We start from the raw sequence: 23,998 nt of genomic DNA, 5'->3' as shown, positions 1-23,998 counted from the left end.
AATTACCTCAGTTGTTGCAGTGGCATGCCACTGACTTCCTCATTCCTAATTTATTTCTCACTAAAGCATCAATCTGATTGCTCTAGTTACCTGTTGATTTTTTACTAGATTGCTTGTTGTTGAAATTGGTTTTCAACATTGACGTGTTTTACATCAACCAATTTATTCAATTGTGATGTTAGTAGATAAATTGGCTTATCGCTGTCTACCGTCATAGTAACGTGGAACGCTTCATCAGCCATTTCTAAATTCATGGTTGTTAGGTCAAAGCCGCGATGACGCGCAACGCGTAAAAAGCGCTCTACAGCGACACTTTGATTCTTTAGTGCAATCGTTAGGGTGTGTTTCATTTTACTGTCTCCGTCATCATTTCATCATTGGCAGCACCGGGTGGTACAAGCGGCCATACATTTTCTTTATCATCTATACAGGCATGCAGAATGTATGGGCCTTCACTATTTACTAACGCATCAACTGCAGCATCGACTTCATCTGCTTTAGTGATGGTTTGACCTGGAATGCCAAACACCGCTGCTAACTGCACAAAATCAGGATTATCTGAAAGGTTTGTTTCAGAATAACGACCTTCAAAAAATAGCTGCTGCCATTGACGTACCATGCCTAAGCGCTGGTTATCTAGGATTAGAATTTTAACTGGCAGATTGTTACGGCGAATTGTTGCCAGTTCTTGAATGTTCATCATGATTGAGCCATCACCCGACACTGTGATCACAAAGTCATTTGGACGAGCAACTTGAGCGCCGATAGCGGCCGGTAAACCAAAGCCCATGGTACCCGCACCACCACTACTTAAGTGATTACTTGGGTGGCTAAACTTCATGTGTTGTGCCACCCACATTTGGTGCTGACCCACATCACAGCACACAACACCCGTTGATGGCATTTTTTGGCTTAGCTGGTTTAATAAATAAGGGGCAAATACTTTCTCGCCCGGATAGTCATAACGCCATGCATGTTCTTTCATCATGCTTTCGATGTGCGTTAACCACTCATCAGGCGTTACAAAACAATCAAGTTGCGGTAATGAGGTTTTTAAATCTGCGACTAATGATGCTTTTGCAGGCTTACGCTTACCAACCTCTGCCGCGTCGATATCAAGGTGTATCACTTTTGCTTTTGCGGCAAACTTGCTTAAATTGCCAGTAACACGGTCGTCAAAACGAGCACCGATACAAACCAAAACATCACACTCTTGCACTGCTAAGTTAGCCGCTTTACCACCATGCATACCTAGCATGCCAAGGTCATATTCATAATCAGGTAATACGCTGCCTAGCGCTTTTAATGTTGATACTGCTGGCATGTGAGTTTTTTCTAAAAACTGCATAAGCTCGTTTTGTGCATCCGCAGCCTGTACGCCACCACCGATATACGCCACAGGGCGCTGCGCTTCACTTAAGATTTGGTTAGCTATCGCAACTTGGTTTGCGTCTAATTTAGGTAAATGATCTTCGGCGGCTAACCAAGGGTGGAATGGTACTTGCGCCATTTGGATGTCTTTTGGGATATCAACTAATACAGGGCCTGGTCGGCCGCTTTGCGCTAGGTGGATGGCTTCTTGTAGTATTTCGGCTAAGTCTTCAGCTCTTTCAACCATGTAACTGTGTTTAGTACATGATAACGACATACCTAACACATCCACTTCCTGAAAGGCGTCGGAGCCTATCGCTGCGGTAGGTACTTGCCCTGTGATTGCAAGTAACGGCACTGAATCCATCATCGCATCAGCAAGGGCTGTTATTAAGTTAGTCGCACCAGGGCCTGATGTTGCAAAGCACACACCTAACTTGCCTGTGCTGCGGGCAAAACCTACAGCTGCAAAACCCGCTCCTTGTTCATGACGCGTCAAATAATGTTTGACTGGCGCACCGTACAAAGCGTCGTAAATAGGCATGATGGCACCACCTGGGTATCCAAAAACATCCTTAACGCCATGTTTGGCTAATAAATCGATTGTTAACTCTGCGCCTGTCATCGTAAATCCTCATTCCTCAGTGACATTGTGTATTTGCTGCGACTCAAACCTTAAAACGAAAAAGCCCCCCGGACTGTTAAGTGCGGGGGGCTTTTTAAATGCTTCACTTTTCTCTAAGCACTAACCAGCCCCCGCGGTAATAATAATCACCACGACGTTAATTAGAATTAGAGAAATTTTGTTTGTAAGCATTTATCTGTAACCAAATTCTGTTCATTTGTAGCGGAAATCTAGCCATCCCGCTGTCTTTTTCTATTAGTACCGCGCTGGGGCTTGTAAGTCAACATAAAAATCAATTCAAAAAACAGGCTAAAAAGCAAAATTAAAGGAATAAATATTCAACAATTTCACATATAAAGATTTATATTTCACTATTTATTAAAAATTGAAATTTCATACCTCGTTATTTGCCATTATATGATTGATTAATTTTTAGCAATTAGATGTGATTTTTCTGCATAAAGCCGATTTAATTTAACGCCTCAAAGAAAAATTAGTTTAGTATTGAAAAAACCATGTTATGAAAAGGAAAGTTATGAAATTCGTCCAGCGTATAAATGCCCTGTTTTTTATGGTGCTACTGCTTGGTTTTAGCCAATATACACTTGCAGAGCCGGGGTTATGGAAAGTAGAAAAAAACGGCGTTGCTTCTTATTTATTCGGTACCGTGCATGTTGGCGATAACAGCATGAAAGGCTTGCCAAGTAAGGTAACAAAAGCACTAGATAACTCAGATAAAGTCATTGTTGAGGTGGATATCAGCGCCATTTCCCCAATGGAAATGCAGCGTCGCTCATTACCATTTATGATGCTGAAAAATGGCAAAACCTTACAATCAGAATTATCACCAGAAAACTATGCAAAACTGCAAAAGTACTTTGCTGATAAATCAATTGATATTGCAATGTTTAAGAATTTAGCACCATGGGCGGTGATGGTCACCATGATGCAGATGGAGTTCCAAAACGTTGGTTTTTCAGATCAATACGGCATCGACAAGCAAGTACTTGCTTACGCTCAAGAACATAAAATATCTATTGGTGAGCTCGAAACTCTTGAACGCCAAATGGAAATGTTTGAGCACTTAGCAATTATGAATGACAAGATGATCGAAGAAACATTCGAGCAACTTGCAGACGTAGATACCTACTTTTTTGGTCTTATCAAGGCTTGGAAATCGGGTGATATGAAAACACTTACGCAGTTTTACAATGAAAGCTTTGATGACTCTCAATATGGTCAACTAAGCGAGCAAGTGATGTTGATAGACCGTAACAACAATTGGGTTAATCAACTATCGACTCGCATCGGTAAAGAAAAGCTGTTCATTGCAGTGGGCGCTTTGCACTTACCAGAGCAACACGGTTTATTGAAGCAATTAACAGATAAAGGTTTTACCATTACCCGTATCTAAATGATTTCAATCGTTTAAAAGCGCCTTATGGCGCTTTTTTTGTGAAATCAGCCATCTCTAAATAGTTGTTGATACCGGCTATTTTGTCACTCGCGTGGTGATTAACATACACCACGGTGCTGGTGCCTGCAGCACAGATTTTTTCTATTAGTAATAACACGCGTTGCCTATTCGCTTCATCTAGGCCTAAGCAAGGTTCATCAAGGATCAATAAATTAGGGTGTTTAACCATAGCCCGAGCAATCAACAATAAACGCTGATCACCAAAAGACAGCTGGCTAAATGAACTGCTTTGTTTGTCACTTAACCCTAATAACGCTAACCATTGTTTGGCTATGGCAAGTTGCTTATCGGTGGCTTTTTGGTAAAGACCAATGCTGTCATAAAAGCCCGAAACAACCGTATTGAGTGCGGTGATACTCACTCGATAATCCATATGAAGCGCGTTAGAGATATAACCAATGTGCTGTTTAATTTGCCAAATACTCTCACCGCTTCCGCGTTGGTAGCCAAACACCTTGATATCGTTGTTGTAACACTGCGGGTTATCACCCGTGATAAGGTTCAGCAAACAGGTTTTACCTGAGCCATTTTTACCTGTTAACTGCCAATGTTCGCCTTGGTTAATTTGCCAGTTGAGTTTTTCAAAAATAGCCTCGCCGCCATAACTTACCGATGCGTTGTTTAATCTTACCAGCATAGAATCAGTGAGCGGAGGTGCTTGATGGTCAATATCTGCCTCAGGTATTTGTAACTGAGTATGCGTGAGATGCAATAGCTTGAGTAAATCATCGCGCTGCTCGGCTGTAGGCTTTGCTAATTGCTCTGTGACATGACCCTCTTTAACGTAGGCGTAATGATCAACAAAGTCTGGGATCTCAGTTAAGCGATTGAGCACAAAAATAAGGGTCGTTGTTTTGCTAAGCTCTGCGAGTAGCTGATTAAGCCCAGCCATTGCCGTGACATCTAAGCCATCAAAAGGCTCATCAAGCACAAGTAAATCTGGTCGACCTATTATGGCTTGGATCAGCATCAGTTTGCGGGTTTCACCGGTCGATAAATCGCGAAATGCCTTGCTAAGTTTGTCACTAAAATCAAATAGGCTTATTAACTGCTGTAGCAAATCACTATCAAGCTGTTGCTCGTCTCGACCTGCAATAATCAGCTCATATACCGTACTTGAAGGCGTAACGCCATCAATAATGTCATCTTGATCTTTAGTTAGCTCAGCCGCAAGGAGCTGCTTTTGGCTGTCTGGCGAAACCAATGCTATACGCTCAAAGCTATTCTCATACTGGCCTTTTTCTATTTTCGCAAAACCGGCAATGGCAGCTGCCACCGCCGATTTACCTGCCCCATTCGCACCAAGTAAAACCCATTGCTGCAATGGCGATACATTGATATTGAGATCATCTAAATAATAAACGTCATTGCCCTGCCCCTTTAGGCTAGCTTTAACATTAACCAACTGCACTTGTTGCACTTTGAACCCTCATTCTAAGTTACCGTTAGCTTGACGTTACCGTATTCGATAAAAAATTAAAAATCGTTTAAACCTTTTTTGAACACAGCTGCGACTAAGGTATAAAAGGTCATTAACAGGAAACAGACAATGAAAAAATTACTTTGTGTAGCAGCTATAGGCTTAGCTCTAACAACAACATACGCAATGGCAAAAGACTCACGTGAACTAAATCACAACTTTGCTGTGAGTGGCGCAAGCCAGCTTGATATTGATTTTCCGGTGGGCAGCTTAGAAGTCGAAAGCTATGACGGCAGCGAAGTCGTCGTTACGGTTCGTATTGAACCAAAAAATGACAATAGCTGGTTCAGCTCTGATGTCGATTTATCAGATATTGAATTAAGCCACTCGCAAAGTGCCAGCTCACTTAGCTTAAAATTAGATAACGATGACATTCAACAAAACTGGCATGTAAAAATGCCTAAATCGATGGCAATTGATGTTGAACTTGGTGTTGGCGATATTGAAATTAACGACGCAAGTAATTCAGTTGAGATTGAGCTTGGTGTGGGCGCGGTAAGAATTGATAGCGCGCTTGATGACTACAAACGTATCGAGCTTGATACCGGTGTGGGCGATACTAAAATTCGCGGCTTAAAAAATGACGGTAACACTAGCCGTAAAGTGGTTAGCTCGCATTCAAGCTATCGTGGCAATGGCCAATACGATATCGAAGTCGAAGTGGGTGTTGGCGACATTAAAGTAACGAACTAATTTAACGCTTTGGTTATCCCTGTGAGCTCTCAGCAAATAAAATGCTGAGAGCTTTTTGCACTGAATCTAGCGTGATCGGTTTATATACGTGCAAGTTTGCTCCAAGCTCATATACTCGTTGCAAATCTTCATTCGATGTATTGGCGGTCACCACCAAAATTGGCACCTGTTGCCCCTGCTCATTACGAATAATATCAATCGCTTTAAAGCCATCCATAACTGGCATATTTAAATCCATAAAAATTAAATCGTAGTGTTTATCTGACGCTTTATCTGTGGCAATTAAACCATTTTCCGCCACATCAAAGCTGTAATTTAAATGGCTAACCATGCGCCCTAAAATGGTGGCGTTTAGCGGGTTATCTTCAACAATTAAACAATGTAAAGCTTTCGGCAGCGGCGCTGGCATTGCTGATTTAGGCGTGCTTTCTAGTTCTAAATTAATTAACACTTTCACACCTTGTGGCTCAGCATTAAGAAATTGGATTTCTCCTTTTAATGCTTTCACAATGTGCATAACCCTAAGCAGTCCCGTTTTTAAGCCTTGAAAATGTTGCTCTGAGTCATTTTCGTAGCTAAGTAAATCTGTCGGCGGCTTTTCAAAGCCTTTACCGTTATCTTGTATTTCCATTACAAAGTGCTGCTCACCTTGGCATGCAGCGGTTACGGCAATACGGCCTTGGCTTGGAGTAAATTTAACGGCATTGTTAATGATTTCAGCAACGATTTGCGTCAACCTTGCATGGTCAGTGCTCACCTCTTTATTGAGTGACTCAGCTAAGTTCACGCTCAAGGTAATACCTTTATCGTTACAGGCATATTCATAGGGTGAGATAGCTTGCTTTAATGTTGATAACAAATTGCTGCTAGTAAAACTTAACTGCCATTCACCCGAGGTTAGCTGCTGTAAATCCATTAATTCGTCTAGCATGGCCACCAGCCTATTAACGCAATAAAGCGCCTGCTGTTTAGTCAGCTGCTGACTGTCGCTGATATCAAGCGCTTCGATGGATGCGGTTAAACCTTGCAATGGTGTTCTAAATTCATGACTAGTACGGGCAATAAAGCGCTCTTTATTTTTATTAACACGCTCAGCAAACTCTTTTTGTTCTTTGTACTTAGCAATATTTTTAGTGACCAGTTTCTCCATAGGTTTAAAAATGAAAAATAGCTCAATTGCTAATAACGTCATGGCGAGCAACCAGAACAATAACTCTAGCACCGCCAAAAACGTGACTTTCTGAACTGATTTTTGCTCGAGTAACTTAACCGCTTGGTCTAGCTTTGTGAGCAGTGCTTCAAGCTGATTGCTAACAAATGTTGAGCGGTCCACATAGGCAAAATCATCGGTATTGTTTAATAGCTGCTGCGCTTTACTCACATAGCGCTTTACATGTTCATCTAACGCGGTCGGCGGCGAGAAATAATGGGCCTCAAGCGCCTCATTTAAATGAATATAGTGACCTTGCTCATCTTGCTGAATTAAAAATTGATGCCCTGCAATAAATTGCTCAACCGCTTGTTGCAATAGCCTTCGGTGTTGCTGTTGAAAATGATCGGATTCATGATAAATGAGTGCATTGCCATACAAGGCAATTTTTTGTGACAGCATGCGTTGCTTGCCGGCAATGTTGATAACTTTGGCGTCACCCTTTTGGATATACAAAAGGCTCTGTATCAAGATAGCTGATACAGAGATCAATATGGCAATCGCCAATAACCCCCAGCGATATCGTTTTCGGATATCTGTGACTAGCTGCAACATGCTTTACTCATTATTTTTTAAAATAATTGTAGTTCATAGAATACAAGAAAGCCCACTTGAAGTGGGCTTTAAACATGATAGTTAACAGAAATTTATCGATTTTCGAGTCGGTTATAGTCAAATAACCCAAATTCAACGCCGCGATACTCTTTCGCTACACGGTGTAAAATATCGCTGTATTGCCAAAACTGTGGATGTGTTCGGCGAATAGCGAACTCACTTTTCAGATCTCTGTAAGCTGCTTCATCTGTTGCTTTAGCAAGCCCAGCTGCAAAAGCTGCAATTTGCTGGTCATTGTGTAAGTACCAAATGGCTTCTGGGTAATCACCTATGAACCCAGGCACAATCGTTACTGTATCTTCGTCATAAGCTCGTTGCCCTTCTTCATTCAATAAGCTCGAAATATTGTAATGAGCATTATGATGGATCAGGGTATAGGCCCTGTGCTTATCATCGCCATCTTTGACTAACACAAACGAAATTTGCGGTAGCAAGTTCACTGCTTTAACCGGAAGATCGTTAATTTTTGCAAGCGGCTCAGGTACTTTCGTATAGTCGTAACGAGTGCTTAAAATTGGCTTAAGCTTCTCTTTTAGCATGTTGAATAACTCTGACTGCGGATCCATTGTTTTGTATTCAATGCCCGTAGGTTGGCTAAATGACAATTCATCTTCAAAGAAACTCGTCAAGCTAGGTGGTGATTTACGATACCACTGAGCTTTAATTTCTTTGCGCTTAGCTTCTGGTAATAATGCAAGGTAGTTTGCTTCACCTTCTAAGCGTAAAAAGTCCATATACAAACGAGTTAATAGCTGATGACCAATGTTGCCATACACATCAAAACCCGCCACCAGCAAGTAATGAATACGTTCAAATAGTGCGTAGTCGAGTATCCAGGCGGTTTTTGGTTGCTGGCCTATCCAGCCTTTTACAACTGTTGCGCTATCAAAGTGGCGGAACACTGTGAGTGCTGCATTTTGGTTATGGCCATCACCCTGCCAAAGTAAATCGGTTGTTAGGTGCTGACCGTTCTCAAACATCTTATTAGCCAGTGCAACTTTGGCTGACAAATATTTGTTTTGGCGTTTTGAATACTTCACCCAACTAGAAATCGGCAAGGCATTGCTTTCTTCTTCAGCTGGTAATGCTAAGGCATCTTCATGTTGTAACAACATTTCACCGACTTTAGGTGTCGCCGCCATTTCAGGCTTCGCAAAACCCACCCAGAACTGGTCGTTAATTACATTTAACGCGATTTGACCACGACAAACCGGCCCTTTAATAAAGCCCATAATAATAAGCTCAGCTTCATCAAGCATAAATTGATAACGTGAGTTTACTGGGATTGCAGCAAAGGCCTTAAATGGGTTTGATGCCACTTCTGGCTTATAGCTTGGCAGTTTATCTACTTGATAATCAGCTTCAATAAATTGCGAATGTAAGCGTGCAAGCTTTTCGTCATTTAATGCTAAAGGTAAATGTGTTTTCGCTAAAATAGTCGAACGATCATGCATTAAACGATAGTAAACACGCTCAACCTTAGGGTCTTCATAAGGGCGACGGGTGCTAATGTGTTTGATCTCTTCACCCGGTGGCGTTGAAGAGCGAACCAGCTTAAAGTAGCTGTGTTTATCGCCATGCTCAGGGAAGTAAATATGCGCTAAATACCAGTGCTCATAAATATAGCGAGCAGCCAACTGATGCTTTAAACCATCTTGATTTAAAAATGCTTCCCAACGTTCGACTTGTTTTAGAACGCCTTCTTCAGGAGGCTCGATATGAGCTAAATAACCGCCCTTCTTAAGCCATTTAGCAAGGTGTTGAAACTCTTCGCTTGAGATCCCCGGCAAACCATAAGGCATACCACTGTGTGGGCTATCTTTAGCGAATGAGTCAAACTCATTCATTGTGGTACATGTTTGCTCACGGTCGAGTGAAAAATCAAACTCATCGCCTAAAATAGCTTGCTTAGGCAGAGGGCTACTTTGCTTAAGTACTAAGGCATTATAAAGCACGCTACCGGCAAGGTTAGCTTCTTCGGTTTGTGCTCGCTCGTTAAGTACTGGGGTAAAGCCTTTTTCACGCCACTGGGCGGTACTTGTCGCATCGAACAATAAACGGCTTGGCTCTTGGGCTAGTAAGCGAGTGCCGTCATAAACACGCTCTTTACTTAAGCCGCGGTCAATACCTTCCACAGAAGATAACTTAAGCTGACATGGTGCGTCATAACAGCCATGGCAAACCACACAACGAGTGTCTAGTACCGGCTTTACATCACTTAAAAACTCGGCACCTTCAAGTGTTGATGCAGCAACAACGCGCTCTCTAGGTTGCTCTTCACCAAACAGTTCATCGTAATGAGCGGCACCTAAATAAGCACAACCACTTAATAAAATAAGACCAAATACGGTAGTGAGGAGTTTTCTCATCCTTCCTCCTCGATATCTTCAACGTCATCACCTAAATCGAAGGTTGGCATCATATCGACTTGCGGCGATACAAAGGTTTGGTCGTTGTCGCAACTAAGCATCGCGCTCAATAGTGGCCCACGAACGAGTGTCAGCTGCGCATCATGCTCACCATCAATCAATGCTTGATAGTCATCATTTAACGCTTCAAGACGGTATTCATTAATGGCAATTGCGACACTGCTATCAACAGCTGGGTTTTGGCAAAGCTGCGCGAGTAACTCTTCGCTTAGCGTTACATGTAATAGTAAATCTGGAGATTCGATATCGCGGCTGTGAAGGTTCTCATCAAAATAAAAAAGAGGAAGGGTTAAATCGCTATTTTGCTCTAATTCCATGTGCTGCTCTCTACATCAAAATGACTTTTAATTGTACGAGTATAGCAAACTATAAGTTCAATAATTAGCGAAACTTATCAGCCGTTAGCAGCTTTTTAGCTGCTAACTAACCGAATTATAAAAACAGTGAACAATGCATCACCAAGGTAGCGTTTCGCCGTTTGAATGCCAAAACCCACCTGTGTTGCTAAGGTTTAATTCGTCAATCCGCTTGATGAGCCGCTCTGCGGCAGTTTCAGGGCTGATATCGCCGGCAAAATTAACCATTTGCGTTTGTACAAAGCCCGGATGAAATAACCCTACGGCAATTTTTTTATCTTTTAGTTCATGGGCTAAACTAACACTGGCGGCATTAAGCGCCGCTTTTGACATACGATAACCAATGTAACCACCCGAGCCATTATCAGCAATTGAGCCCATGCGCGATGTGATCATCGCCACTTTGGCATCAATACCTAAGCTTTGCTGTAATGCATAAGTAATACGAATAGGTGCAATACTGTTCACGCTAATTTGCTTTTCGATGGCTGCAAAGTCCATGTCAGCTAATGTTTCGTTATGAAAAATACCGGCGTTGTTAACTAAAATATCAATTTTGTCGCCGTGTAAGTAATTGGCAAGGGTTGCAACATCATCGGCGTTAGATACATCAATGTCGCTAATAATTTTCACATCGAGTGCTTGAAGCTCCTCACTTGGCGTGCGAACCACTGCGGTAACACGGTAACCTTGGGCTGAATACTGTTTACAAAAATTAAGACCAATACCTTTATTGGCCCCCGTAACCACCACATGCTTAGTCATCAATCTGCTCCTTAGTAGGCTTTTCTATACCCAAACCACCTCAAAGTGCGAGTTTGTACATTTTGAGGAGGCTTAGATATATATACCTTGGGACAGATTGGCAAAAACCAAGGGCTTAAGTTAATTCATCAATGGTTGATTTAAGTATAGAAAATACGGCCCCTTGTGGATCGGTAATCACACTAAAGCGCCCAACATCTGGAATGTCTGTTGCTGGCACACAAATAGCGCCATTAAGCTGCGTTGCTTTAGCGACTGCCTGATCGCAATCTGCTACCGCAAAATACAGCATCCAATGGGGTGGAATATCATCGGGCCATTCATTGGTCATCTCAAGCATGCCCGCAATCGGTTGCTCATCGATGGTAAATAAGGTGTAGTCCATGCCCTCCATGGGTTTCACCTCAAACTGCCATCCGAATAACTGACAATAAAAGTCGCGACTTTTTTGCATGTTTTTCGATACAAGCTCAAACCAGTAAGGCAGGTTAAGCTCTTGTACTCGTTTTGCCCCGATATGCTCACCGGCTTGCCATAAGGCAAATGTTGCACCGCCTGGTTCTTGCAGCATCACCATGCGACCTGCCGTCATAACATCATGTGGCCCTGCCAATACAGTTGCACCTAGTGATTTTGCCAGCTCTGTGCTTTGGTCAACATCATCAACAGCAATATATAATAACCAATGGGTTGGCATCTCGCTCATACTTGCTGGCAGTTGATACATAGCGGCAATATCATCACCTTGCTTTTGCAGCATGGTGTAATACATATCTTCGCCTATTGGCTGGTCATCAAAACCCCAGTCAAAAAGTTGCGTATAAAATTGCTTCGCAGCTTGCCAGTCTTTCGCGCATAACTCGGCCCAGCAGAAAGTACCTGCTGGGTGTTTTGTATTTATTTTTGTCATGGCTGTTCCTCCTTCATTAACGGTAATCAACAAGCTGCTTTTTTGCCAATTATTTTTAAAATTTATTTAATTCACGTTTAGAAAAATTAAATAATCATAATCAATAACTTAGGTTTAAACCCTGCTAAAACAGAGAATTGCAGTTATGGCACTATATTGATTGTCACAACATATGCATGTATAAATGCGAACAATTTTTAATAACAATTGTATAGCGATTTAACTATGACAATGAAATTTGCGCTTCCTTTTTTACTTACTCCTATCGCTGCGTTTGCAAATCAGGCCCAAGATATTGAACGTATTACCGTTTCTACAACTCGTAGTACGGCACCTGTTAGTACTGTACCTGCAACTATCAGTGTTATTACTAGTGAAGACATTGCTGAGCAACTTGCTCACACTCAAGATCTATCGCAAATTTTAGGTAATTTATTACCGAGCTTTTCACCTAGTCGTCAAAAAATGACCAGTGCAGGTGAAACACTCCGTGGCCGTGAGCCGCTATACATGATTGATGGTGTTCCTCAGTCAAACCCGCTTCGTAACGGTTCTCGTGATGGGAATACGATTGACCCTGCAATGATCGAACGCATCGAAGTGATCAGTGGCGCAAATGCAATTCAAGGCATGGGCGCAAGTGGCGGTATTATTAATATCATCACAAAATCAGCTGGCGATTTTAATCACCAAATGAGCGCGGGGTTTAGCACTCCAACAGACGGTGGCAGCGACAGCCAAAGCTATAAAGCCAGCTACTTATTCAGCCAACAACTAGATGATATTAGCTTCATTGGTGGTGTATCGGCTCGTAGTACGGGAATGTATCGCGATGGTAACGGTGACTTTGTTGGTTTAGATGGCACACAAGGTGACACGCAAGATTCAACCAGTCTAGACTTATTTTTAAAAGTGAAATATCAGCTTGATAACGAGCAAAGCATTCAAGCAATGCTGAATCACTACAAAATTGAAGGTAATGGTGACTTTGTAGCTGTAAATGGTGATCCAGCAACAGGCCTTGCAACCTCTGCTGAAAAAGGCGATGTAGAAGGCGACACGCCACGTAACCGTGTAACAACCTTTACCCTAGATTATAACCACAGCAATGTGGCTGGCGGTAACCTTGCTATTCAATTGTTTACGCAAGATTTTGCAGCCATGTATGGTGGTGGCACATTTGCTACGTTCCAAGATCCAGCCTATGGTGAGACTATTTTCGATCAGTCTCAAAATAAATCACAAAAGTTTGGTAGCCGCGTTACTTACAATAAAGATAACCTGTTAAACAGCCAGTTTGATATTGCGACCGGTATTGATTTACTTTCTGACGAAACATACCAAGAGCTTGCGCAAACAGGTCGCCATTGGGTGCCAAAAACCAAGTTTAATAACATCGCGCCATTCGCTCAACTACGTTATGACGGCTTAGAGGATTGGACGTTCAATGCCGGTGTTCGTTACGAGTACGGCAAATTAAAAGTGGATGATTTTACTACCCTAGCATCTTACAACAGCAGCTTTGTAGAAGGCGGTGAGCCAAGCTTTAATGAATTATTAGAGAACTTAGGTGTTGTCTATCAAGTTACTGATGAACTTCGTCTATATGCAAGCTACAGTGAAGGCTTTAGCATGGCTGATGTTGGTCGTGTGCTGCGTGGCATTAATCAAGCAGGTTTATCGGTTGAGAGTTTCTTAAACCTAGAGCCAGTTATTTCTGATAACCGCGAATTAGGTTTTGAATATGCCAACGATAGCTTCAATATTAAAGCCAGCTACTTTGAGTCTGACTCAGACTTAGGTTCACGTTTACAAGCTGATGCTGATGGTATTTACAGCGTGCAACGTGAGCGTACTGAGATCTCAGGTTTTGAAGCAAATGCTCAATATTACCTAACTAACAGCACAACATTTGGTGCAAGTTACGCTGATACAGAAGGTCAATATGATGGTGATGGCGACAATAAAGTAGAGAGCGATTTAGGCGGCAGCAATATATCACCTACACGCTTAAACCTTTACTGGCAGCAACAGTGGCCAGCGAATCTTTCTAGCCGCGTACAAGCTAACAAAATATTTGACCGCGACTTTAATACTGGTGAAGAGTTTGACGGCTACACAACCGTTGACTTATCGGTGCAATATCAAAGTGTTGAGTACGGTGCATTTAGCCTAGGTATCGATAACCTGCTAGATAAGTATTACATCACTTACTACGGTCAAACACGCCCAGCTGCAACACGCTATTTTGCGGGCACAGGTCGTACCGTAAACCTAAATTGGAACTATGCATTTTAGGTTTAAGCTAAGTAATTAAACAATAAAAAAGGCACCTTGGTGCCTTTTTTTGTGGTTGGTACTAATTAGTGATGATGCCCATGCTCACCTTTGAGCTGATTACCTTGCGCATCATAAAAACCGCTCGCGCCATGCTCAACAAACCCTAAGTTGATCATTTTAGCTAAAAACGGATCGCTTTCATTATCACCGATATCTGCGTAATCGGTCGTTTGATAGTTATCCCATTTCGCAAATTCTGCCTGAATCTTTTGCTGGTTGTGATGACTGGCTGTTAAAGCAATTTCACGGCTATAAGTTGGTGTTGAAATACGAATTGCTTTGAGTAACTTTTGATTGGCAAGCCAGCTTAGCTCTATTTTGCTCTCACCCTGCTGTTGTGTGTAATACTCTGTTAACTCACAGCCTTCACCCGTGCTTTTTTGGTGCGTCATTGAGGCTAAAAACTTATCGCTTACTAGCTGATATTTGCTACTCCAATCTTGTTCACCTTGCACTTCCGATGGTTGATACTCAATACCACGCTGGGCATGCTGAAAATAACGAATTGGGCGAATTTGTTGATTGCGCAACTGTTGCCATAATTCAATAAACTGTGGATTCTGCTTAGCCACCTGGTGAGGCGTACGCCAAAGGGTAAAGGTGTTTTCAGTATGCTGCTTATTAGCAACTATATCTGTTGTGACCGTATAGTCTGCTTGCGTAAAACCGGTGTTCATATCGCATTGCCCTGCAACAGCTAGTGGGCTAAGTAATGAGGCAAGTAAGATGGCTGCTTTCACGGGATTCTCTTTTTTGTCTTGGTTTACTTTATAACTAATTGAGTAAGGGAGGCTTAGAGCCTCCCAAACACTCATTATTGTGCTAATTTAGCATCGGCTTGTTTAACAAGGTCAGCGGCATAATCCATAACATGGAAAATAAGGCTTTGCTCATTAGTGCCTGTTACTAAATGTGCACCTGGGCCTACTGCATACACACCCACATCTTCTGCTGCGTGTGTTTCAGAGCCTAGTGGTACGACGGCCTCTTGGTGGAAACCAGGTGTTGTTGTGTCAACATCAGTTAAATCAACACGACCCGTTACCGGCGCAAAGTTATAACCTGCATCAGCATCAGTCTCATCACCTAAGTCGCGGAAACCGCCACCATTGGTATAACCAACCGTTGTGTATGGCATGTTATCTGCTGCAAGTGATGGTTCATCACTACCCACAGGTACCACTTTACCTAAGATTGGGTTACCGCGTTTTGGGTAGCCTGCAATGGTAAATACGTGGCTGTGGTCAGCTGTTACTATGATTAACGTGTCTTCGATGCTGGTTTTATCAAGAGCAACTTGGACTGCTTTTGAAAGCTCAACTGTATCGCTTAGTGCATTGTAAGCATTACCAGCGTGGTGACCGTGGTCAATACGGCCAGCTTCAACTGTTAGCATGAAACCATTGGCGTTGTTATCTAACACATCAATTGCTTTTGCTGTCATTTCAGCAAGTGAAGGCTCGCCCGCTACATCGTTTGCACGATCTGCTTCGTATTGCATATGTGATTCATTAAATAAACCAAATACGCGCTCTGTTGACTCTGCATCGATTGCATCAAAACCTGCTTGGTCCATCACATATTGACCTGCTGGGTATTTAGCTTTCCATTCAGCAGTTAGGTCGCGACCATCTGTACGGTCACCTTCGACTGAGCTCACAGCATCAGCAGAGTTAAAAGCTGCGTCTTTCGGTAAGAAATGACGACGACCACCGCCCATAACAACTTCTAAACCATCAACATCGAGGCCTTCGTAGCGTGCTTCTAGGTTTGCTTCAAAGTTAACTAATTGCGATGCAATATCTTCACAGCCAGCGGTAACTGCCGCTTCTGGCATATCTGATACGTCTTCCCAGTTACGGTCGGCCGATTTTGCATACGTTGCTGCAGGTGTTGCGTGAGTGATACGTGCTGTCGAAACAATACCTGTCGACTTACCGGCAATCTCAGCAAGCTCAGTGGCTGTCACTAGCTCATTACCTGCAACCGTTGCACAGTTACCACGCTCAATGTCTTCATCAACACCGATAACGCCAGCATCCGTTTTTACGCCCGATGCCATTGCTGTCATCGTCCCCGCAGAATCAGGTGTTTGCGCATCAACGTTATAGGTTTTAGCAAACCCTGAGAAAGGTAGTGTTTCAAAGCTTAGTTGGTGCTCTTCACCTAACTTACCTTCAAGCTGACCGGCCATGATACGTGCTGCCGTCACGGTTGAAATACCCATGCCGTCACCAACAAACAGAATCACGTTTTTCGCTTTACCAGACTCTTTTACAACGGCAGCAATGTTTTCTTCGCTAGTAGCGACTTTAACTTGTGCTGACTTGAACCATTCATTATCGGTCAACGGCGCTAATTGCGATGCCGTTAACGACGTTGCTGGTGCATTACATGCAACGGTTGTATCCGTTACTTCTGCTGATTCTAGCTCACCGTTATCGTTACTATCTTCACCTGTTAGTGTTTCTGTACCACCGTTTACACACTGCTCAGAACCAACAGCTAATGTGTTTTCAACGGTTAATGTTTTTGGTGAGTTGTCATCGTCATCAGAACAACCCGCTAATGCCACTACTACAGCAAGAGAAATTAAATTTAGTTTTTTCATCGTCGTCGCCATTATTCTTCAATTAGTTCTAGAGCTTGGTTAATGATGTGGAAAATTACGTTTTGCTCCACAACGCCTTGTGCTAGTTGCGCACCTGGACCTTTTGCATGAAGTGAAATATCTTCACCCGCATGAGTCTCAGAACCTAATGGCACGGTAGCTTCTTGGTGATAACCAGGCATCGTCGTATCAACACCCGTTAAATCAACACGACCTGCAAATGCCGCTTCGCTATATGATGCATCTGCATCAGTTTCATCACCTAAATCGCGAAAACCTAAACCATTTGCATAACCGACTGTGGTGTACGGCATACCATCTGCCGCAAGGCTTGGCTCTTCGCTACCAATTGCCACAACTTGACCTAAGATTGGATTACCGCGCTTTGGATAACCCGCGATAGTAAATACGTGGCTGTGGTCAGCAGTAACAAGAATAAGTGTTTCTTCTGGGTTGGTGTTCTCTACTGCTGTTTGCACTGCTTTGGCAAATTCAACGGTATCGTTTAACGCGTTATAAGCATTGCCCGCATGGTGGCCATGGTCGATACGACCAGACTCAACGGTTAAGAAAAAGCCTTTTTCATTGCTCTTTAAGATGTCGATCGCTTTACCTGTCATTTCAGATAATGACGGCTCACCCACGACATCGTTAGCGCGATCTGCTTCGTATTGCATGTGTGATTCATTAAACAGTGCAAATACACGTTTGCTGTCAGCATTTAGCGTATCAAAGCCAGCTTGGTCCATGACATACTTGCCATCAGGGTACATTTCTTGCCATTCAGCAGTTAGGTCACGCTCATCAGTACGGTCGCCTTCAACTTCACTAACTGCATCAGCTGAATTGAACGTTGCATCTTTCGGTAAGAAGTGACGACGTCCACCGCCCATCACAACTTCAAGACCATCTACGTCAGTGCCTACGAAGCGTGCTTCTAGGTTCTTCTCAAAATTAACAAGTTGTGAGGCAATATCTTCACAACCGGCTTCCACAGCATCAGCTGGCATATCTGATACGTCTTCCCAGTTACGGTCAGCTGATTTTGCATAGGTCGCAGCTGGCGTTGCGTGAGTAATACGCGCTGTTGAGATAATACCTGTTGCTAGGCCTTTGATTTCTGCTAGTTCTGTAGCGGTAATTAACTCATTACCGGCAACGGTTGCACACTTGCCACGCTCGATGTTTTCGTTAACACCAATAACACCTACATCGGTTTTAACGCCTGAAATAATTGCTGTCATTGTGCCTGCAGAGTCAGGTGTTTGCGCATCAACGTTGTAGGTTTTGATTTGCGCAGAGTAAGGGAATTCTTCAAAGCTTAGTAAGCCTTCTTCGCCTGACTTGCCTTCCATTTGTCCCGCCATGATACGAGATGCAGTCAGCGTTGAGATACCCATACCATCGCCAACAAATAAAATGACATTTTTAGCTTTAAACGTTTGCTCAGCCTGAGCCGCCGCCTCTTTTTCTGTTAATTTTGTTTCAGCGGCACTATACCAATCATTTTGTTTTTGACTGTCTGGTAACACACCTGCATTGGCCGTCGCTGACAACGCCAGCGTTAAACCAATTGCAGTAGCAATTTTATTAATTTTCATCGTTACGTTCCGTTAGTACGTTATTTTAAGAATTTGAGTGCTAACTAAACTGCACTTGGATAATTAGCGCAGCCATACTAAGAAGGCATTGTTACTAAAAAAGTGAGTTTTCATGACGAAATGATGAAACCCAAAAAAGTAGCTCAAGAAGGTAAGTAATTAGTTTTAGAGGAAATAATAGGGTTAGTGGTTTAAGAGTAATTCAAGCTTCCTTTTAAATAACTTCAATGTAATCAACATGAATAAAAAGCCCTTGAGCATATTACTCAAAGGCTTATAGTTGCATTGTTATTTAATTTACTTACTTTTTGCGACGTCTTAGCAAGCTAAATGGCGCTAGAAGTAAAGTTAGCCAAAATAAACTACCACCGCTGCTTGAAGATGATTTTTCAACTTCAGGTTTGCTACCTTCACCGTTTACAGTCACAGTAACGGTTGTTGAAACTTGTTCTGAGCCATCAGATACAGCATAGCTAAATGTTTCTGTCGCTGAGCTGCCAGCATATAAATCAGCAAACTTCCCAGCTGGGTCATATGTGAATGTACCATCCCCATTATCAGTAACAGTTCCTTTAATACCTTCCACATCTAACGAGACCACAGATAGAGCATCGCCATCTTCATCACTATCATTCCCTAAAGCATCTATGAGTACTGTTGATGATTTAGATGTTGAAACCTCGTCAGCTTCAGCTGAAGGTATAGTATTGATACCCGTAATAATCACAGAAACCTGAGCCATAGACTCTGAACCCACTTCATCAGCTATCGTATAAGTCAATGCATCTGTTACTTGTTCACCTTTTGTCAATGAATCAAATTGACCATTTGTAGAATATGTCCAAGTACCATCATTATTATCTGTTAATTCACCTGTTAGAGTATCCAAGTAATCAATTAATGTTATTGAATGACCATCAGCATCACTATCATTTTGTAATGGTGAAATATTTACAGTTCCATTTTCGTCAACATAAACAATATCGGCTTCAGCTGTTGGAGGCGTGTTGATAGATACAGATATGGTTACCTGCCCCTCAACAAATGCACCATTATTATCAGTCACAATATACTTAAAGGAATCGGAAATAACTGTTCCAGGAACTTCATCATCAAACGCGGTTGATGCATCGTATGTAATCTGACCATCAACTAAACTTACAACACCCAAGGTTCCATTATTTTGTACACTATCAATTGATAGAGTATCACCATCTAAATCTGTATCATTTTCTAAAACATTGATAACTGTTGTTTGACCTGACCAAATTGATGCAACATCTTCAGCTGCTACAGGTGCGTTATTTGGAGGCGTATCAGTATTTAGTGGAGCACCCGCACTAATTTGGTATCCACCAGTAGTTGCGGTCGTATCTTCATGCTGCACTACGGCGTAGAGAGTTGACTCTAAGTCCGTAGTAGCAACTTTATAGAACACATAGCCTGTTTTAGAAGGGTTTGTATCTAACGTAATATCTTGATCAATTACAGTTATGCCATCTGACTTATATAATGTAAGGCTAGGTTTCATCCCCAAGCTTAAGTCAGATACACGAACAACAAACTCACTTGTGGTATCAATGTTTTCGATTTGATAAAAGTCTAGGTCTCCCTGAGAGTCAACCATCCCCTCGATTCCAGCATTACTTGGAGTAAGATCATCACTCAGATAATAACTGTCATTACTATCACTGTATGGGACATCACTGACTACTAGTGAAGTTTTAGCTATACGAACAAAATTCTCATCGATACTTGGCAACGTCTCAGTTTCTGGTACTGAGCCATCAATAGTTGGCGTTAATAACCCTGTTGTGGTGTACACTGCATTGCTGTCATTATTGTCTACATGCACTTCAACTTGATAAATACCATTTTGATTATAAGGTGCAATTACTGAGTAAATTCCGTCCCCTGAAACAGCATCTCCACCAATGCCATTATCAAACATTTCAAGTTCGCTTTTAACTTGGTTTGGATCTGTAATAGTTGCCTTAACATTAGCGCCTGTAATTAGTTTATCTTTGGTGATTGCCGTAGTCAGGATCATAGGGGCTGGATAAGTAACTGCGTTCCCATCAACTCCTTCAACGTTGACAGAGTATGTACCTGATAAGCTTGGTTCAGCACTCACATTTACCGCAGCAGTAAGGCTAGTACTTTGATTTAGATTCGTTAATTGTAACTGCCACTGCCCTGCACCATGTGCAGATAGTTTCTGGTTAGAAATATTAGCACTACATGATTGAGTGCTAGCAGTATCTATACAGTTGAAATCTATATCGGTAACGAGTGTACCAGCACCATCAAATAGCGCTAACTCAAGATCTGCAAGATCTGCATTGTGATTTACAAAAACATTTATGTTATCTAGTCCAGAATCAACATAAATTGGCTGACTGGCGCTTTGAGTACTATCAATTGAGTATGTTGTAGATGCAAGGTTCTGATTATCTGTCGCAATCGCATTAGCTTGCAAGAAAGCATCAACAATTTCAGCCAATGATGTTGGTGAAGAAAAGTACTTACCACCAGTAGCATTAGCTAAAGTGAGAAGTGGGCCAGTTGGTGATGCACTACCATAGCCAAAACTGAAAATTGGCATATTGGCTTGTTGATAATTACTGATAACCGACGCCTGTGACAAGCGAGAATCATTGTCATCACCGTCGGCTAGGACAAAAACAACACCTGGAGCACCGCTTGCTTGAGTTTGTTGATATTGTTCTAAGTTATCAAGCGCTAATTGTGAACCATCGTAAAGGGCTGTTGACCCTCCAGCTCTGATTGAATCAATTGCTGCTTTTAGTTCAGTTTTTACTGAAACATCTGGGCTTTCAATTTTAGTTACAGGAAAATCTTGTATCACATTATAGTAGCTAGAGAAGCTAACTAACCCCATTGATGTAGTGCCTTCTGCTGTAGCATCAACAAGAATTTTAGCTGCTTGTTTGGCATTATTGATTGCCGCACCGCCCATACTACCTGAACGGTCAATAACCACTTGCATATCAATATCACCTTCAACCCAAACTACATCAAGCTGATCTCGGCATGATGCTTGAGCTGAAGGTAGTTCAATCTTTACTGGTGTTACATCATCTGGAGCATTGTTAGCCAGAGTAAGAAAGCGAGTACGCTCTGGTTGAGCCGTTTTTCTTCCTAACTTAGGATCATCTTTGGCATCTTGTAATAGCACTTCCCATGCACTTTTTCCGTATACTCGACCTTGAGCTGTTCTATCAACATTACCAATATTTGTTGCAGTAGAGTGATTAAGCCAAAGCATATCACCTTGTAGAGCTTTCCACTGATTACTCATAATAGAGTTAGTAGCTAAATCAGTTTTTATAGGGCTATTTGCATCTGCGCTTTCAGCTACGCCTTGATACTCGTCAAAAAGGCCATAAGCATAGTGCCCCCATTCATGGGCAAGTGTATAACCAGCACCTTTAGGATCTTGAAGCATATCATGGTCTTTGCCAGCACCTGCACCGTTCGGGAAAACATCACCAAACCAAATATGCATGCCATTCGCACCAAAACCTGACGCATTAGCTCTAGGCCATTCTCTTGACCCCCAAATAATATCTGATTTAGAGCGATGTTTATTTTCTCTAAATACACTCACTGTGCCAAGCTTATGCTCACCATTTGTTTGCTCACAAATAGCATCTGCGAAATTTTTAAAAATTTCTTCATAGGCATTCTGCTCTGCACCTTCTGGATTATTGTATAAAGACACTGTTATATCAAAAATTGCAGTTGACGAATCAGTACTGACAGCTGAAAGGCTTTGCATACTGTTAGCTGCAAATACTTTCTTTTGCTGATGCTGATCGACGGTACTGACTCTAGATAACCAACTATTGGCAGCAATTGTTGATGTTGAGGCAAGTGCAGCGGCAACGCATAAAGCAGTTTGCGTAAGTTTATTTTTATACACTAATAATTCCTTTTTATATTAACAACTTAAATTTCACCTACTGTTTTAAAGCTACTATTCGATTTAATAACTAAAAATATTGGGCGATAACTCCTTACTTAAATGTGGTCTATATTTTAAAAGTTTTCGACCACTACAGAAGGAAGTGCCTGTTACAGGAAAGGAATTAACATTAATTAGATTGATATATACATAGTTATTCATACCGATTGTTGGCAAATAATTAACACAACAATCCCCACCGAGGTGTGAATTTTATGTATGTCTTCAGTATTTCAGAGCTTTTGAAGATAGAAAGAGAAAACCTACTGCTACTTATGAGCAATTTAGATCAAACCATCAAAGTACAAGCTATAAAGATACTGAGCATCTAAAGGGGAATTAAAAATATACTGCAAATAGCAAAGCTATTTTTTGACAAGTAGCACTTAAGCTAGTCATTAGCCATCCCTGATAAAACCATTCCATTTACATGACGGCAGTGATTCTAACAAAATCCATTAACAAAATACTACTATAAGATTGATTTTCGATTTCCTGTTTAGGAACAATACATTAAGCGAGATTTACCCAACTCTTATAATATTTAACTGACATCTAACTGATACTTGAGCAATTTAAGCTAATTTCACATAAAGAATCTAACATCCCCAATACAGAAACTATATTAACAATAAAAATTTAGTGAAATATTCACATTAAAATGACGTTATTAATGAATAAAACGATAAAACAATAGCGTAATGGTGATTTTTATACAGTGGTTAACGAGGGTAAAGTTCAAAGGGTCTAGGTAAAGCCATTAGGAGGCATGGTTTATGGTAATGGGGGTCATAAAAGAAAAGGTTTACATGGTTGTGTTGGGTTTCGCTGCGCTCAAACCAACCTACCCGAAGAATGAACAGGACGAATGCTGAGTGAGATACCACACAAACCAACCCCACCAATCTAATCTGACGTCTTAAAGCTAATAACTCTATTTACGTTGGGTTTCGCTGCGTTCAAACTAACCTACCCGAAGAATGAACAGGCCGAATGCTGAGCGAGACACCACACTAAACAACCCCACCGATCGAATCTGACGTCTGAAAGCTGACAGCTGATAGCTTTTCTACAGACATTAAAAAAGGCCGCCTGGGCGACCTTTTTATAAGCTGTGAAGCTCTATCTGTTGATATTACTCAACGATAGTTGCAACAACACCAGCACCAACTGTACGGCCACCTTCACGGATAGCGAAGCGTAAACCTTCGTCCATTGGGAGTTTAAAGGCGGCAGATTAGCCTTTCACTCTAAGCTACTAAAAGCTTCCAGCTTTCTTACAGGCATTAAAAAAGGTCGCCTAGGCGACCTTTTTATAAGCAGTGAAGCTCTATCTGTTGATATTACTCAACGATAGTTGCAACAACACCAGCACCAACTGTACGGCCACCTTCACGGATAGCGAAGCGTAAACCTTCGTCCATCGCGATTGGGCAGATTAGTTCTACAGTCATCTTGATGTTATCACCAGGCATTACCATTTCAACGCCGTCTGGTAACTGTACGTCACCTGTTACGTCAGTTGTA

Annotated in this window: 15 protein-coding genes and 2 pseudogenes; 3 read left to right on the top strand and 14 right to left on the bottom strand. The window is 41.9% G+C overall.

Annotated features, from left to right (window positions below; genetic code table 11):
• Positions 1-104: 104 nt before the first annotated feature.
• Together ilvM and ilvG are read right to left on the bottom strand one after the other, a co-directional pair.
• Positions 105-350, bottom strand: a complete 246-nt coding sequence (gene ilvM / locus WA256_RS17320) for an acetolactate synthase 2 small subunit (RefSeq protein ID WP_054554110.1) — start codon at positions 348-350, stop codon at positions 105-107.
• Positions 347-1,996, bottom strand: coding sequence for an acetolactate synthase 2 catalytic subunit (gene ilvG / locus WA256_RS17315; protein ID WP_058585968.1), 1,650 nt, complete (start codon positions 1,994-1,996; stop codon positions 347-349). Before ilvG ends, ilvM begins: the two co-directional genes overlap by 4 nt.
• 535 nt (positions 1,997-2,531) lie before the next feature.
• Between ilvG and WA256_RS17310 the strand changes: the two genes are divergently transcribed.
• The gene (locus WA256_RS17310) at positions 2,532-3,410 is read left to right on the top strand and encodes a TraB/GumN family protein (protein WP_062566582.1); all 879 of its coding nucleotides are present in this window, start codon (positions 2,532-2,534) and stop codon (positions 3,408-3,410) included.
• Positions 3,411-3,435: 25 nt separating this feature from the next.
• On the opposite strand, the gene modF is transcribed toward WA256_RS17310, so the two are convergent.
• A complete protein-coding gene (gene modF, locus WA256_RS17305; RefSeq protein WP_442961447.1) occupies positions 3,436-4,893 on the bottom strand; it encodes a molybdate ABC transporter ATP-binding protein ModF in 1,458 nt (485 codons plus the stop codon).
• Positions 4,894-5,022: 129 nt separating this feature from the next.
• Between modF and WA256_RS17300 the strand changes: the two genes are divergently transcribed.
• Entirely contained in the window at positions 5,023-5,646 is a 624-nt protein-coding gene (locus WA256_RS17300; protein ID WP_062566584.1) for a hypothetical protein, read from the top strand.
• 13 nt (positions 5,647-5,659) lie between these two features.
• Here WA256_RS17300 and WA256_RS17295 read toward each other — a convergent pair whose 3' ends face one another.
• The 5 genes from WA256_RS17295 to WA256_RS17275 form a co-directional block, all read right to left on the bottom strand.
• Complete coding sequence (locus tag WA256_RS17295) at positions 5,660-7,411, bottom strand: response regulator (RefSeq protein WP_335992720.1); 1,752 nt, start codon at positions 7,409-7,411, stop codon at positions 5,660-5,662.
• A 92-nt stretch (positions 7,412-7,503) separates the two neighbouring features.
• Positions 7,504-9,840: a fatty acid cis/trans isomerase gene (locus WA256_RS17290; RefSeq protein WP_335992719.1), complete on the bottom strand. Its 2,337-nt coding sequence runs from the start codon at positions 9,838-9,840 to the stop codon at positions 7,504-7,506.
• Positions 9,837-10,217: a hypothetical protein gene (locus tag WA256_RS17285; protein ID WP_055198464.1), complete on the bottom strand. Its 381-nt coding sequence runs from the start codon at positions 10,215-10,217 to the stop codon at positions 9,837-9,839. The genes WA256_RS17290 and WA256_RS17285 overlap by 4 nt, the downstream gene beginning before the upstream one ends.
• 138 nt (positions 10,218-10,355) lie before the next feature.
• The gene (locus WA256_RS17280; RefSeq protein WP_335992718.1) at positions 10,356-11,021 is read right to left on the bottom strand and encodes an SDR family oxidoreductase; all 666 of its coding nucleotides are present in this window, start codon (positions 11,019-11,021) and stop codon (positions 10,356-10,358) included.
• A 115-nt stretch (positions 11,022-11,136) separates the two neighbouring features.
• Entirely contained in the window at positions 11,137-11,931 is a 795-nt protein-coding gene (locus WA256_RS17275) for a VOC family protein (RefSeq protein ID WP_335992717.1), read from the bottom strand.
• Positions 11,932-12,162: 231 nt separating this feature from the next.
• On the opposite strand from WA256_RS17275, the gene WA256_RS17270 reads away from it, so the two are divergent.
• Positions 12,163-14,229 (top strand): TonB-dependent receptor, encoded by a 2,067-nt coding sequence (locus tag WA256_RS17270; protein WP_442961449.1) that lies wholly within the window; start codon positions 12,163-12,165, stop codon positions 14,227-14,229.
• Between the two features lie 65 nt (positions 14,230-14,294).
• Here WA256_RS17270 and WA256_RS17265 read toward each other — a convergent pair whose 3' ends face one another.
• The 6 genes and pseudogenes from WA256_RS17265 to tuf all read right to left on the bottom strand — a co-directional run.
• Entirely contained in the window at positions 14,295-15,011 is a 717-nt protein-coding gene (locus WA256_RS17265; RefSeq protein WP_252949353.1) for a hypothetical protein, read from the bottom strand.
• 74 nt (positions 15,012-15,085) lie between these two features.
• Positions 15,086-16,882, bottom strand: a complete 1,797-nt coding sequence (locus WA256_RS17260) for an alkaline phosphatase (RefSeq protein ID WP_062566591.1) — start codon at positions 16,880-16,882, stop codon at positions 15,086-15,088.
• Positions 16,883-16,893: 11 nt separating this feature from the next.
• Positions 16,894-18,483 carry an alkaline phosphatase gene (locus WA256_RS17255; RefSeq protein WP_335992715.1) on the bottom strand — a complete coding sequence of 530 codons (1,590 nt, stop codon included), beginning with the start codon at positions 18,481-18,483 and terminating at the stop codon, positions 16,894-16,896.
• A 301-nt stretch (positions 18,484-18,784) separates the two neighbouring features.
• Positions 18,785-22,429, bottom strand: coding sequence for an Ig-like domain-containing protein (locus WA256_RS17250; protein ID WP_062566593.1), 3,645 nt, complete (start codon positions 22,427-22,429; stop codon positions 18,785-18,787).
• A 1,177-nt stretch (positions 22,430-23,606) separates the two neighbouring features.
• A pseudogene (locus WA256_RS17245) lies at positions 23,607-23,693 on the bottom strand (elongation factor Tu); the annotation flags it as partial.
• A 121-nt stretch (positions 23,694-23,814) separates the two neighbouring features.
• A pseudogene (gene tuf / locus WA256_RS17240) lies at positions 23,815-23,998 on the bottom strand (elongation factor Tu); the annotation flags it as partial.

Source organism: Pseudoalteromonas sp. CH_XMU1449-3, from assembly GCF_037027245.1.
Lineage (GTDB): Bacteria > Pseudomonadota > Gammaproteobacteria > Enterobacterales > Alteromonadaceae > Pseudoalteromonas > Pseudoalteromonas shioyasakiensis.
Note: the sequence above shows the minus strand (reverse complement) of the source record. Positions and strands in the feature narration are given on the sequence as shown.

What these genes read in the sequence shown, in the direction of transcription:
- WA256_RS17255 (WP_335992715.1), bottom strand. Translation starts at nt 18,483, where the DNA reads ATGAAAATTAATAAAATTGCTACTGCAATTGGTTTAACGCTGGCGTTG.
- ilvM (WP_054554110.1), bottom strand. Translation starts at nt 350, where the DNA reads ATGAAACACACCCTAACGATTGCACTAAAGAATCAAAGTGTCGCTGTA.
- WA256_RS17270 (WP_442961449.1), top strand. Translation starts at nt 12,163, where the DNA reads ATGAAATTTGCGCTTCCTTTTTTACTTACTCCTATCGCTGCGTTTGCA.
- WA256_RS17310 (WP_062566582.1), top strand. Translation starts at nt 2,532, where the DNA reads ATGAAATTCGTCCAGCGTATAAATGCCCTGTTTTTTATGGTGCTACTG.
- WA256_RS17275 (WP_335992717.1), bottom strand. Translation starts at nt 11,931, where the DNA reads ATGACAAAAATAAATACAAAACACCCAGCAGGTACTTTCTGCTGGGCC.
- WA256_RS17285 (WP_055198464.1), bottom strand. Translation starts at nt 10,217, where the DNA reads ATGGAATTAGAGCAAAATAGCGATTTAACCCTTCCTCTTTTTTATTTT.
- WA256_RS17290 (WP_335992719.1), bottom strand. Translation starts at nt 9,840, where the DNA reads ATGAGAAAACTCCTCACTACCGTATTTGGTCTTATTTTATTAAGTGGT.
- WA256_RS17295 (WP_335992720.1), bottom strand. Translation starts at nt 7,411, where the DNA reads ATGTTGCAGCTAGTCACAGATATCCGAAAACGATATCGCTGGGGGTTA.
- WA256_RS17280 (WP_335992718.1), bottom strand. Translation starts at nt 11,021, where the DNA reads ATGACTAAGCATGTGGTGGTTACGGGGGCCAATAAAGGTATTGGTCTT.
- WA256_RS17300 (WP_062566584.1), top strand. Translation starts at nt 5,023, where the DNA reads ATGAAAAAATTACTTTGTGTAGCAGCTATAGGCTTAGCTCTAACAACA.
- WA256_RS17260 (WP_062566591.1), bottom strand. Translation starts at nt 16,882, where the DNA reads ATGAAAAAACTAAATTTAATTTCTCTTGCTGTAGTAGTGGCATTAGCG.
- ilvG (WP_058585968.1), bottom strand. Translation starts at nt 1,996, where the DNA reads ATGACAGGCGCAGAGTTAACAATCGATTTATTAGCCAAACATGGCGTT.